Raw genomic sequence first — 13,145 nt, forward strand, 5'->3', positions numbered from 1 at the left:
CGCGCGTAATCAAATCTCCTGTCAAGCCCCTCGACTCCGGGTTCATCCCGGCTGCGCGAGCATCGATTCCTCCCGCCCCAGGCCCCGGATGAAAGCGCTGCCCAAGAAGGAGTTCCCGGTCGAGCAGGCCCGTCGCTTCCTCGAACCCGGCCCGATCGTGCTGGTCAGCACCGCCTGGCGCGGCCAGCGCAACCTGATGACGATGGGCTGGCACATGGTGATGGGCTTCTCGCCTTCGCTGGTCGCCACCTACCTGTGGGACGCGAACCACAGCCACGCGCTGGCCCGTGGCAGCGGCGAGTGCGTGATCAACGTGCCCGGCGTGGAGCTGCTCGATACGGTGGTGGACATCGGCAACTGCAGTGGCCGCGAGGTCGACAAGTTCGCCCGTTTCAAGCTCGACGCGCTGCCCGCGCGCGAGGTCGGCGCGCCGCTGGTCGGCCAATGCCATTCGAGCTTCGAATGCCGCTTGTACGACGACAGCCAGGTGGCGTCGAGCAACCTGTTCATCTGGGAAATCGTGCGCGCCCATGTTGCGCCCCGGCCGAAGCTGCCGCGCACGGTGCATTACCGCGGCGATGGGCAGTTCATGGTGTCCGGCGCGGAAGTCTCGCGTCGACGGCGGTTCAAGCCCGACATGCTGTAATGCCCGCACTCCCCCAGACGCAGGACCGCCGCGCATGACCGAACACCTCACCGACCTGGACGCCGCCGTCGACTGGTTGTTTGCGCGCGTGGACGGGCCGCTGCGGATCGGGGCACCGCTGGCACTGGGCAAGCCGCATCGGTTGCTCAATGCCCTCTACGCACGTGTCGAGCACGACCCTTCGCGGCCGCTGCAGCTGTATACCGCGTTGTCACTGAATCCACCGAAGGCGCGCGGCAACGGCCTGGAAGCACGCTTCATGGCCCCGTTCGCGCAGCGTCACTTCGGCGACGATTTCCCGCGCCTGGCCTATGCCGATGCGATCGCACGCGACGCGTTGCCAGCGCATGTGCAGGAGGAAGAGTTCTACATGCAGTCCGGCGCCCTGCTCGGTTCGCGCCAGGCGCAGTCCAGCTATACCAGCCTGAACTACACCCACGCCGCCGATGCGGTGGCGCAGCGCGCGCCGCAGGTGATCGTGCAGAAAGTGGCGATGCGGCCGGATGACCGTCGGCTTTCGCTGTCGTGCAACAACGACATCACCCAGGACACGCTGGATGCGATGACCGCTCGCGGGCTGCCGCGCCCGCTGCTGATCGCCGAAATCGATCCGCAGCTGCCCTACCTCGGCGGCACGGCCACGGTCGATGTGTCGTTCTTCGATCTGGTGATCACTCCGCCTCCGCCGTACCCGGCGCTGTTCGGGCTGCCGCGGCAGCCGGTCGGCGATGCCGACTACGCCATCGGCCTGTACGCCAGCACGCTGGTGCGCGACGGCGGCACCCTGCAGATCGGCATCGGCACGTTGGCTGATGCACTCAGCCATGCGCTGGTGCTGCGCCACACCGACAACGCGCGCTACCGCCGCGTGCTGCATGCGCTGGATCCGCAGCTGGCCAGCCATCCGCTGGTGCAGGAAATCGGTGGTGTGGACCCGTTCGAAGTGGGACTGTACGGCTGCAGCGAGATGCTCAACGAAGGCTTCCGCAGGCTGGTGCAGACCGGGGTGATCAAGCGCAAGGTGCACGACGACCTGGCGCTGATGCAGCGCATCGAGAATGGCAGCACGCTGTCGATCGACCACGCCACCCTGGCTGCCGAAGGCGAGTACCTCCACGGCGCGTTCTACCTGGGTTCGCCGGAATTCTACGAATGGCTGCGCACGCTGCCGGAAGACGAGTGCCGTGCGATCGGCATGCGCCGGATCAGCGAGATCAACCAGTTGTACGGCGGCAACGAGACGCTGGAGCGCCTGCAGCGCCGCCATGCGCGCTTCTTCAACTCCTGCATGATGGCCACCGCGCTGGGCGCGGCGGTGTCGGACGCGCTGGACGATGGACGCGTGGTATCCGGTGTAGGCGGCCAGTACAACTTCGTGGCGATGGCACATGCGCTGCCGGAAGCCCGCAGCGTGCTGATGTTCCGCGCCGCGCGCGATGACAAGGGCCAGCGCGAATCGAACGTGCGTTGGAACTACGGCCACACCACCATTCCGCGCCACCTGCGCGACATCTACCTCAACGAATACGGCATCGCCGATCTGCGCGGCCTGACCGACGAGGACTGCGTGCATGCGATGACCGCGATCACCGAGGCCCCGTTCCAGGGCGGCCTGCTGCAGCAGGCACACGCTTCGCGCAAGCTGCTGGCGGCCACGCAACCGGATCCGCAGCGCCAGCAGCGCAACACGCCGCAGGCACTGGCGACGGCACTGGCCCCATTCCGCGCCGATGGCAGCCTGCCCGACTATCCACTGGGCAGCGATTTCAACGAGATCGAGCAGGTGCTGGTGAAGGCGCTGGGCTGGCTGAAGGCCAACACGCAGACCCGCGGCGACAAGCTGCGCACGGTCTGGGCAGCGCTGCGCCAACCCGCCGGCGATGGCGATGCGGTGTACCTGCAGCGCATGGGCCTGCAGGCACCGAAGGATTTCGCCGAACGCCTGGACGCACGCCTGCTGCGGCTGGCACTGGCACGCACCGCCTGAAAGAAAGGGGACGGAGGGATCAAGTCGTTTGTGCACAAACGACTTGATCCCTCCGTCCCCTCTTTTTCATCCACGCATGGCGTGGATCTACCGCTCTATCCTCACTGCATCCTCAAGATACAGACGGGCAATCGGTGGATGCGCTCGATGCTCGACCTGCCACAGGTCGTATGCCGCCTGCATCGCCAGCCACATGCGGGCATTGCCCAGACCTGCAAGCTCAAGGCGGAATGCGAGTTCCGCGGAGATGCCGGCGTGCCCGTTGATGATCGTCGACAGCTGTCCGCGCGAGTAGCCAAGATGCTGCGCCAGCGCACTGATCGACATACGGATTGCTGGCAGGATGTCTTCGCGCAGCGATTCCCCGGGATGCGGCGGATCATGCAACGGCATCGAGCAGACTCCTAGTGGTAATCAAGGTAATCAACCAATTCGACGTCGAGCCCACGAAAGCGGAACACCAGTCGCCAACTCGCCGAGACACTTACAGCCCAGTAGCCGCTATAGCTCCCGCGCAGGGGGTGCAGGCGATTTCCGGGCAGCCCCATGTCCCCAGGCACGCGGGCCTGATCCAGCTGCAGAAGCAAACGCCGCAACCGGGCCACATGATCGGCACGGACTCCGGAAATGTCGCCCCGCTCATAGAGCGCCTTCAGGCCCTTATGCCTGAAGCTGACGATCATGCGGCGCCAATGTAAGGCATCACCTTACACCCCGCAAATCCACCATGGGTTTCTGCGCCGCTCTTCTTGTCCATGACCACTTCTGAGGGTCCCTCGGCAGGTCCTTCTTTTCGCAAAGAATGCAGGTCAGATGAAGAGGCCAACGCGACACTGGTGCCGCCGGGTGGAGCATTCCGGGCAAAGGAAAAGGGGACGGAGGGGATTAAGTCGCATGTGCACAAACGACTTAATCCCCTCCGTCCCCTTTTTCTCTACTCAGGAGAACGAGAAAGGCCGGCTTGCGCCGGCCTTTCCTTTGTTGCGCCGAGAGGCTGCTTACAGCGCCTTGGCGGCTTCCACCACGTGGGCAGTGGTGATGCCGAAGTGCTTGTACAGCTGGTCGGCCGGGGCCGAGGCACCGAAGGTGTCGATACCGATCACCGCACCGTCCAGGCCAACGAACTGGCGCCAGAAACCGGTGACGCCGGCTTCCACGGCCACGCGCTTGCGCACGGCGTTCGGCAGCACCGATTCACGGTAGGCCGCATCCTGTCGCAGGAACACGTCGGTGGACGGCATCGAGACCACGCGGGTCTTGATACCGGCCGCGTCCAGCTGGGCCTTGGCTTCGGTGGCCAGCGAGACTTCCGAACCGGTGGCGATCAGGATCACGTCCGGGGTACCGGCGGCATCGGCCAGCACGTAGCCACCGCGCTCGATCTGGGCGATCTGCTCGGCGTTGCGCGGCTGGTGCGGCAGGTTCTGGCGGCTGAACACCAGGCAGCTCGGGCCGTCCTGGCGGGTGATCGCGGCCTTCCAGCTCACCGCCGACTCGACCGCATCGCACGGACGCCACACGTCGTTGTTCGGGATGTAGCGCAGCGAGGCCAGGTGCTCCACCGGCTGGTGGGTCGGGCCGTCTTCGCCCAGGCCGATCGAGTCGTGGGTGTACACGTGGATGGCGTGGGCCGGGATCAGGGCGCTCATGCGCACGCCATTGCGGGCGTAATCGCTGAACACCAGGAAGGTGGCGTCGAACGGAATGAAACCACCGTGCAGGGCCAGGCCATTGGCAATCGCGGTCATGCCGAACTCGCGCACGCCGTAGTACACGTAGTTGGCGTTGGCGTCGTCGCTGGCGACCGACTTGCTGCCCTTCCACAGGGTCAGGTTGGAATGCGCCAGGTCGGCCGAGCCGCCGACGATTTCCGGCAGCAGCGGGGCATAAGCTTCGATGGCCAGCTGCGAGGCCTTGCGCGAGGCGATCGTCGGGCCTTCAGCGGCCACCTGGGCGATGTAGGCATCGGCCTTGGCAACAAAGTCGGCCGGCAGCTCGCCGTGCGAACGGCGGGTCAGCTCGGACGCTTCAGCCGGGTACTGGCTGGCGTACTTGTCGAACAGCTGTTCCCACTCGGCCTGGCGCAGGGTGCCGGCGCCATTGGCGCGCCAGCCATCGTAGATCGCCTGCGGGATCTCGAACGGACCGTATTCCCAGCCCAGCTGCTTGCGGGTGGCTTCCAGCTCGTCCTTGCCCAGCGGTGCGCCGTGGCTGGATTCCTTGCCCGCCTTGTTCGGCGAACCAAAACCAATGGTGGTGCGGCAGCAGATCAGGGTCGGCTTGTCGCTCTGCGACAGCGCGGCCTCGATGCCGGCCTTGATGCTTTCCGGGTCGTGGCCATCGACGTCGCGGACCACGTTCCAGCCGTAGGCCTCGAAACGCTCCGGGGTGTTGTCGGTGAACCAGCCCTCGACGTTGCCGTCGATGGAGATGTGGTTGTTGTCCCAGAAGCAGACCAGCTTGTGCAGGCCCCAGGTGCCAGCCAGCGAGGCCGCTTCATGCGACACGCCTTCCATCAGGCAGCCATCGCCCATGAACACCCAGGTGCGGTGGTCGACCACTTCCAGCTCCGGGCGGTTGAAGCGCTGTGCCAGCAGCTTCTCGGCCAGAGCGAAGCCCACGGCGTTGGCGAAACCCTGGCCCAGCGGGCCCGTGGTGGTTTCCACGCCCGGGGTCTCGTGGCGTTCCGGGTGACCGGCGGTGTGGCTGCCCAGCTGGCGGAACAGCTTCAGCTGCTCGATCGGCAGGTCGTAACCGCTCAGGTGCAGCAGCGCGTACTGCAGCATCGAACCGTGGCCGTTGGACAGCACGAAACGGTCGCGGTTGAACCAGTGCGGATTGCTCGGGTTATGGCGGAGATAGTCGTTCCAGAGGACTTCGGCGATGTCGGCCATGCCCATGGGCATGCCGGGGTGGCCGGATTTTGCGGTTTCAACCGCATCGGCGGCAAGGAAGCGGATGGCGTTGGCCAACTGGCGACGGGTAGGCTGCGTCATGGTTCTGTCGGAATCGGGAGGCGGCCGCGGACGTGCGGGCGGCCTATTGTCCCATAGTCGCCGGGCGGGGGGTCGGTTCACCTTGCCTGGTCGTGCCGGTCGCTGGCCGGCACTTCATGATCTCCGCCGGATTCCGCATGTGAAAAGGGGTCAGAGCCCTTTCCCTGCGGAAAGGAATCCGACCCCGATCAGGTCGCCAGCAGTGGCCCCGGACTCAGTCCTGCTGTGGGCCCAGCGCCGGGCCGTCGTGGGACTCGCCCTTGGCCACCAGCGTGGTCAGGGCCAGGTCGCCGGTCACGTTCAACGCCGTGCGGCACATGTCCAGGAAGTGGTTCACGCCCAGGATCAGGCCGATGCCCAGCGGGTTCACGCCGACCATCGCGCAGATCATCGCCACCACCGGCAGCGAGCCCGACGGTACGCCGGCGGTGCCGATGCCACCGAGGATGCAGACCGCCATCACCATGATCTGCTGGCCAATGCTCAGGTCCACACCAAAGAACTGGGCCAGGAAGATCACCGTCACGCCCTCGAACAGCGCGGTGCCGTTCTGGTTGGCGGTGGCGCCCACGGTCAGCACGAAGCGCGACACGCGCTGCGGCAGGCCCATCTGGTCGGCCACGCGCAGTGCGGTCGGCAGGGTGGCATTGCTGGAGGCGGTGGAGAACGCCATCACCGTCGCTTCCTGGGTATCGCGGAAGAACGACAGCGGCGAGCGACCGGACAACCACACCGCGGTACCGTAGGTCACGATCATGTGCAGGCCCAGCGCCAGCACCACCACGCCCACGTAGGCACCGAGGCGGATGATCAGCTCGAAGCCGAACAGTGCAGCCAGGTTGAACATGAAGCAGGCCACCGCATACGGGGCCAGGCGGATGACCAGGTTGATCAGGGTCATCGAGATTTCGAACACGCCTTCGATGGCGCGGCGCAGCGGGGCGACCTTCTCGTTGTCGGTCAGCACCATGCCGATGCCGAACATCAGCGCGAAGAACATCAGCGACAGGATCGCGCCGTTGTCCGAGGCCGCCTGCAGCACGTTGCTCGGCACGATCGACAGCAACATGTCCATGCCCTTCGGCGTGCCATGGATGCCCGCGACGATCTCCTTGCTGCGCTCGGCGTTCTCCGACAGCATCATCGCGGCGACCTGCGGGTCGACACCGGCGCCCGGCTTGAGCACGTTGACCAGCACCAGGCCGATGCCCACCGCGATGCCGGACAGCAGCACGGTGTAGGCCAGCGTCTTCCAGCCGATGCGGCCGAGGGCGCGGATGTCGCCCATCTCCGACACGCCCATGATCAGCGCCGAGAAGATCAGCGGCACGATCAGCATGAAGATCAGGTTGAGGAACAGGCCCGACGCCGGGGTGGTGACGTAGTCCATTACCCACTTGGCACCGGCCTGCAGACCATCGACGCTGCCGCCCAGGGCGTGCACGATCAGTCCCAGGACCAGGCCGATCGCAAAGCCGATGCCCATCTTCCAATGCAGGGGCAACTTCTTCTTGTCGGCAGCAGCTGCTGTCATACGCGGGTTTCCTCGAAAAATGAATGCACTCTAACAAAGCGCGCAAGCGGCGCCGGTTCAGGTTCGCCGCGGTGGATACAGCGGCGCCAGGCCAGTGTCGGCGGTGCCTGCGGCCGCCGACCAGTGCGGTCCGTCACGGAAGACCTCGCGCAGGCGCGCACGCAGCGGCGCCAGATCACCCTGCCCGCCCCAGCGTGCCTGCTGCAGGTCCTGCAGCACCTGGCGCTGGGCTGCATCCCCAAGCCGCGCGATGACCTGCTCGATGCGTTCAACGCCGGCCATCGCACACAGCTGTGCTTCCACCTGGTCGAAGCCCTCGCCATCCAGCGCGCGGCGCAGTTCGGCCAAGCCGGCACGCCCGCTCGCCACAGTCGGCACAGAGGGTTTGCCGGCTGCAGGTGCCGCCGTACGCTGGCGGCGACCGCGCTGCCAGCCCCACAGCAGGGTCAGCAGCCACAGCAACGCCAGGCCGATGGCCGCCGCCATCCACGGCCACGGACGCTCGGACAGGCCGCTGGCACGCGGATCGGTCGCCGCGATGCGGCTGTCCTGGCCATCGGCGCCCGGCAGCGCGGCGTCGGTGTCGATCGGCGGCAACGGTGCCGGTGAGGCAGTGCCAGTACCGGTGCCGGCCGCGACGGCCAGCGTCAGGTCCGGCAGCTTCGCCTCCTGCGCCTTGCCGTTACGCACATCCCACCACGGCAGGCGCGGCCCCGGCACCACCAGCGCGCCCGGCTGGCGCGGCACGATCGAATAGCGGCGGGTGATCTTCAGGCGTGGCGTGCTGCCGTTGAAGGTCTCTTCGTACTGTGCCGGTTCGGCGAACACCTGCGCATTGGCGCCGACATCCGGCACCGGCAGGTCGGTGAACTGCGCGCGCGTCGCGCCTTCGGCAACCGCTTCGACCACCACGTTGGCGGCCTCACCGGTGCGGGCACTGGTCGGTGCACTGGTGTAGCGCAGCTGCAGGCTCTGCAGGGGCAGCCACGGCTGCGGCGCCTGCGCCGGCTGTGCCTGCACCTGCAGCGTGCGGTCGGCGCTGGTGGCATTCATGCGACCGTCGCCACCGCCGAAGAAATCATCGAAGAAGCCACCGGCGCTGCGGCCACTGAAACGCGCACCGGCCAGCTTCAACGCGCCACTGCGCTCGGGGATCAGCAGGAAACGCCGTTCGACCACGTTGTAGCGGCGCCCGTTGACCTGGCGCACATCGGTGCGGTCGTCGCCTACGCGCTGCAACGACGCGCCCGCGGGGGTATCCAGCACCAGTTCGCCGGAGGCCAGCTGCGAGGCGAAATACAGGCGCACCACCACGCCCACGCTCTGCTGCACATACGGCGTATCGTCATCGACAACGGTTTCGATGAAGGCCATCGCATTGCTGTCCGGCCCCGCCACTGCGGCCGCATCCACCTGCAGCGTCAGCGGCGCGGTGCGCACACTGCCCACCTGCAGGCCCGGCACCACCAGCGCACCGCTGCGCCGCGGCGTCAGCGCCACGCCATACAGATTGCGCTGCTGCATGCTGCCATTGCTCCACTCCACCTGGCGGCTGCTGGTCTGCCCGCTCAGGTCGAAGTCGGTACGCAATGGCGTGAAGTCCGGGGCACCCTGGTCGCTCTCGACATTGAGGGTGACCGTATCGCCCATCGCGATGCGGTCGCGGTCCAGCCACGCGCGCGGCTGCGCCCAGGCGAGGAGCGGCAGCCACAGCAGCAGTGCCGCCAGTACCTGTAGTGGCCAGCGCCCGTGCATGTTGATCGCCCGCGTCATCGCCCTTCCCTCTTCCTGCGTTCGTTTTCCAGCTGGAACTTGGCCCGCAGCAATGCGCCCGGATCATCCGGCACACGTCGCATCCACGCCTCCACGGCCTGTTGCTCCTCGCGCTGGCGCGGGGTGGCGCCCTCGCTGCCTGGCACGGGCTTGCCCTCCTGCTCGCCCTTGCCCTCACGTGCCTGCTGCATTGCCTGCTGCATGCGCTGGCGCTGCTGCTCATCGGCCTGCGCCTGCGCCTTGGCATCCTCCACCTGTGGCGGTGCCTGCTGGCCATCGCGGCCACGCTCGCCAGGCTGAGGCTTCGACTGCGCGTTGTTGTCACCCGCCTTGGGCGGGTCCTGCGGGCCCGACGACGGCTGGCCCTGGCTGGGATTCTGCTGGCCCTGCTGCGGCTGCCCCTGTGGGTTCTGCTGGCGCTGCGGGCTCTGTGGTTGCTTCTGCTGCCCGTTCTGCGGCGGCTTCTGCTGATCCTGGCCCTGGCCGCCACCGGATTGCTTGCGCTTGCGTGCGGCATCGACCACGGCACGGTTGGCCACCGCATCGGCCATGCCCGGATGCAGTGCCAGCGCACGGTCGTAGGCAGCAATCGCGTCGTCGTAGTTGCCTTCGCGTGCCAGTGTGTTGGCCAGGTTGTACCAACCGGCATCGTTGTCGATGCCTTCGAACTGTTTGCGTGCAGTGGCGAAGTCGCCCTTGCGGTAAGCCTGAACCCCCTCGGCCAGGCGCTGGTGCTGCACCTGGTCGCTTCGCTTCCACAGCGTGCCCTGCACCGGCTGCGAGGCAGGCGTCGCAGGGGCCTGCGCCTGCGCGTCATTCATCCATGGCAGCAGGCCGACCGCGAGCACCGCGGCCAGCACCGCGCGACGACGGAAGGCCAGCAATGCCAGCAGCATCACCGGCGGCAGCAGCCAGAAGCCTTCGTCACGCCACTGCTTGCCTTCGCCCGGCCGCTGCGCCGCCGTGCCTTCGCGCGCGTCGAGTACACCGAGCGCACGAAGATCACTGTCATCGGCGGAGATGCGTGCATAGCGGCCGCCACCTGCAGTGGCTACCGCACGCAGGCTGCCCTCATCCAGCGCAGCCTGGCGGATCTGCCCACTGCCATCGCGGTAGGCCGCACCGGCAGGCGTGCCCAGTCCCAGCACCGACACCTGCAAGCCCAGGCCGCGCGCCTGTGCCGCCGCCAGTGCAGCTTCGCTATCCGCCTGATCGCTGACCAGCAGGATCTGCCCCTGCAGCGCACCGATCTGCCGCATCAAGCGTGTTGCCCAGTCGATGCCGCGGTCGGCACGCTGGCCATCGCGCGGCATCACGTCCGGCGACAGCGCATCCAGATACAGCGCGACGTTGCTGCCGTCGTCGGTCAGCGGTGCCACCGTGTAGGCATCATCGGCATACACCACCAGCCCCACCTGCCCGCCCTGGCGCGCGCGCAGCAGCTCGCCCACTTTCGCCCGCGCCTGCAGCAGGCGCGACGGTGGCAGATCGGTTGCGGTGATCCGGCTGGACAGGTCCAGCACCACCAGCAACGGTGCGCTGGCCTGGAACATCGGCTGTGCCTGCTGGCGCCAGCTCGGCCCGGCCATGGCCAGCGACGCCAGTGTCCAGCCGAGCAGCAACACCCAGGGCAAACGTGCCCGCCGCCTTGCACCGGCGGCCAGCAGGTGCGGCAACAGGTGCGCGTCCACCGCCTGCCGCCACACATCACTGCGCCGTTGCCGGTACAGCGCCAACGCGATGATCAGTGGCAGCGCCAGCAGTGCCCACAACCACTCGGGCCGCAGGAAGTGCAGCGCGTTCCAATCGGGAAGATTCGAAGCAAACGCGATCATCGGCGACGCTCCGGCCACAGCCATGCCAATGCGCCCAGCAGCAATGCCAGGCCCAACGGCCACGCATAGCGTTCCTCGCGCGGGCGCAGGCTCGGGCCCTTTGCGGCCACTGGCTCCAGGCGATCGAGCTCGGCATAGATGCCGGCCAGCTGCGCGGTGTCCCGCGCACGGAAGAACTGGCCACCGGTCATGCTGGCGATCTTCTTCAGGGTGGCCTCATCGACCGGATCCTGGTCGGTGGAAATCGGAATGCCGAACAACCGCATGCTGCCATCGCCGCCAAACGCGACCGTGTGGATGCGCACGCCCTCGGCGCGCGCCACTTCCGCAGCGCGCAACGGCTCCAGCACACCGGCATTGCTGACACCATCGGTCAACAGGATCAATACGCGCTGCCCCTCCGGCTGGCTGCGCAGGCGCTTCACTGCCAGGCCGATGGCATCACCGATGGCGGTCTCGCGCCCGGCCAGGCCGACCACGCTGTCGCGCAGCTGGTCGCGCACGCTGGCCAAGTCTGCGGTCAGCGGCGTGAGCGTGTAGGCGCGGTCGCCGAAGATCAGCAGGCCGACGCGGTCGCCGGCACGACGATCAAGGAAGTCGGCCAGCACGGCCTTGGCCGCGGTGAGGCGATCGACCGCCTGGCCGCCCAGCACCATGTCGCCCTCGCCCATGCTGCCGGACACATCCATCGCCAGCATCATCTGCCGCCCCTGCTGCGGCGGCGTGATCGCTTCGCCCAGCTGCTGCGGTCGCGACAGCGCGATGCACAGTGCACACCAGCCCAGCCACAGCAGCAACGTGCGCAGCCACGACACGTCAACACGGCCGCCACCAGACAGCGCTTCCAGTTCGGCAGCCGCATAAGGCACACGCAGTGCGGCGCCCGGTTCTGCACGGCGCTTCCACCAATGCATCAGCAGCGGCAACGGCAGCGCCAGCAAAGCCAGCGGCCATGCCAGCTGCAGGTCCGGCCATGGCCAATAGGTCGTCCACAGGTTCATCGACGACGCTCCAGCAGCATCGCCAGATAGCGTTCGCGGGCCCAGCTGCGCACAGCGGCCACGTCGTTGCTGTCGACGTGCGGGCGATAGGCGCCTTCGGCAAGCAGACTGCGGCGCGCATCGGGCAAGGTGCCCTGCGGGTCCAGGCGTTGCCACCAGGCATCATCGCGCAACGATTCGCTGCCCGGCTTCGCATGGCGTGCGGCACGGCGCAGCAGCCCCGCAATGGCCGCCAGTTCGGCCGCGGCGTCGCTGGTAGTTGCCAGTTCCTGATCGAATTGCTGCAACCAGTGCTGGCGACGGCGGCGACGTCGCCACATCACCACGGCGATCACCAGCAGCACCAGCACGACCACCGCGCCGATCATCAGGTAACCGGGGGCGGGCGGCCACCATGACGGCGCCGGTGGCAGCTGCACATCGCGCAGCGGCAGAGCCGCGCTCATGCCGGCACCTCGGTCGGCGACGGCGCCAGCCAGGCGTCGCTGGGCGCATCGGAGGACAGCACCTGCACGTCGACGCGGCGCGCGCCGAGCTGGCGTCGCAGTTCCTGCAGCGGCTCGACAAAATGCGCCTGCCAATGTGCCTGCACCTCGCTGCGACGCAGGTCGAGACCGATACGCTGCTGTGCAGTCTGGAACTGCAGCGCCGCCGAGGGAGGATGCAGTTCCAGCGGATCGACCAGCAGCACCAGGCTGAGGTCGTGATGCTGGGCCAGCGCGCTCCAGCGCGCAGGTGGAATGCGGATGGCCTGCTGCGGATCGGCCAGCACCAGCATGCGTGCCCCGGGGCGCAGCACACGACCGGCATGATCCAGCGCGCGCTCCAGGCCCAGATCATCGGCCGGCGGCTGTGCATACCAGCGGGTCAGCGCGTCGAGCACGCGCAATACGCCGCGTGGCCCACCTGCAGGCGCGATCGGCGCTTCGCGGTCGCTGCCACGCAGCGCGCCCACACGGTCGCCACGGCGCTGCGCCGACCATGCGGCAACAGCACCGGCGCGTGCGGCCTGCACTGATTTGAAGCGCACGCGGGTGCCGAAGTACAGCGCCGGCGAGGTATCGGCCACGATCAGGCTGACCCGCTCGCGTTCGGCCTGGAACAGTTTGGTGTGGGCCCGGCCAGTGCGTGCGGTCACGCGCCAGTCGATGTGGCGCGCGTCGTCGCCGGCCACGTACTCGCGCGACTCGGCGTACTCCATGCCGCGGCCGCGCAGCGGGGACGGCGCCTGCCCTGCATTGCCGGTGCGTCCACGTCGCGGCGGCGGTGGCCGCTGCGCCAGCCGGCGCAGCGCGACCAGCTCGGCCAGCTGCGGGCGCAGCCCGTCACCTTCGAGCGCAGACGGTGCGTGTTCCAGGGATGGATCGGTCATG

The 13,145-nt window shown here is 67.6% G+C and carries 11 protein-coding genes; 2 read left to right on the forward strand and 9 right to left on the reverse strand.

Going from position 1 to position 13,145, the window contains the following annotated elements; genetic code table 11:
* Nucleotides 1-88: 88 nt before the first annotated feature.
* Both ACUZUJ_RS17705 and ACUZUJ_RS17710 read left to right on the forward strand, forming a co-directional pair.
* The gene (locus tag ACUZUJ_RS17705; protein ID WP_101766006.1) at nt 89-646 is read left to right on the forward strand and encodes a flavin reductase family protein; all 558 of its coding nucleotides are present in this window, start codon (nt 89-91) and stop codon (nt 644-646) included.
* 34 nt (nt 647-680) lie between these two features.
* Nucleotides 681-2,633 carry an acetyl-CoA hydrolase/transferase C-terminal domain-containing protein gene (locus ACUZUJ_RS17710; RefSeq protein ID WP_458220744.1) on the forward strand — a complete coding sequence of 651 codons (1,953 nt, stop codon included), beginning with the start codon at nt 681-683 and terminating at the stop codon, nt 2,631-2,633.
* Nucleotides 2,634-2,720: 87 nt separating this feature from the next.
* On the opposite strand, the gene ACUZUJ_RS17715 is transcribed toward ACUZUJ_RS17710, so the two are convergent.
* From ACUZUJ_RS17715 to ACUZUJ_RS17755, 9 genes are all read right to left on the reverse strand, one after another.
* Complete coding sequence (locus ACUZUJ_RS17715; RefSeq protein WP_049442706.1) at nt 2,721-3,026, reverse strand: HigA family addiction module antitoxin; 306 nt, start codon at nt 3,024-3,026, stop codon at nt 2,721-2,723.
* An 11-nt stretch (nt 3,027-3,037) separates the two neighbouring features.
* Nucleotides 3,038-3,316, reverse strand: a complete 279-nt coding sequence (locus ACUZUJ_RS17720; protein ID WP_093999576.1) for a type II toxin-antitoxin system RelE/ParE family toxin — start codon at nt 3,314-3,316, stop codon at nt 3,038-3,040.
* Between the two features lie 315 nt (nt 3,317-3,631).
* Nucleotides 3,632-5,629, reverse strand: a complete 1,998-nt coding sequence (tkt, locus tag ACUZUJ_RS17725) for a transketolase (RefSeq protein WP_049442708.1) — start codon at nt 5,627-5,629, stop codon at nt 3,632-3,634.
* Between the two features lie 214 nt (nt 5,630-5,843).
* A complete protein-coding gene (locus tag ACUZUJ_RS17730) occupies nt 5,844-7,163 on the reverse strand; it encodes a dicarboxylate/amino acid:cation symporter (protein WP_014038312.1) in 1,320 nt (439 codons plus the stop codon).
* Nucleotides 7,164-7,220: 57 nt separating this feature from the next.
* A complete protein-coding gene (locus tag ACUZUJ_RS17735) occupies nt 7,221-8,936 on the reverse strand; it encodes a BatD family protein (RefSeq protein ID WP_458220743.1) in 1,716 nt (571 codons plus the stop codon).
* Nucleotides 8,933-10,771 (reverse strand): VWA domain-containing protein, encoded by a 1,839-nt coding sequence (locus ACUZUJ_RS17740; protein WP_049442761.1) that lies wholly within the window; start codon nt 10,769-10,771, stop codon nt 8,933-8,935. Before ACUZUJ_RS17740 ends, ACUZUJ_RS17735 begins: the two co-directional genes overlap by 4 nt.
* On the reverse strand, nt 10,768-11,772 hold the full coding sequence (locus ACUZUJ_RS17745) for a vWA domain-containing protein (RefSeq protein WP_049442711.1): 1,005 nt from the start codon (nt 11,770-11,772) through the stop codon (nt 10,768-10,770). Before ACUZUJ_RS17745 ends, ACUZUJ_RS17740 begins: the two co-directional genes overlap by 4 nt.
* On the reverse strand, nt 11,769-12,218 hold the full coding sequence (locus ACUZUJ_RS17750; RefSeq protein WP_049442712.1) for a DUF4381 family protein: 450 nt from the start codon (nt 12,216-12,218) through the stop codon (nt 11,769-11,771). Before ACUZUJ_RS17750 ends, ACUZUJ_RS17745 begins: the two co-directional genes overlap by 4 nt.
* On the reverse strand, nt 12,215-13,144 hold the full coding sequence (locus tag ACUZUJ_RS17755; RefSeq protein ID WP_049442713.1) for a DUF58 domain-containing protein: 930 nt from the start codon (nt 13,142-13,144) through the stop codon (nt 12,215-12,217). Before ACUZUJ_RS17755 ends, ACUZUJ_RS17750 begins: the two co-directional genes overlap by 4 nt.
* Between the last annotated feature and the right edge of the window lies 1 nt (nt 13,145).

The sequence above is a fragment of the Stenotrophomonas sp. S4 genome (genome assembly GCF_054187805.2).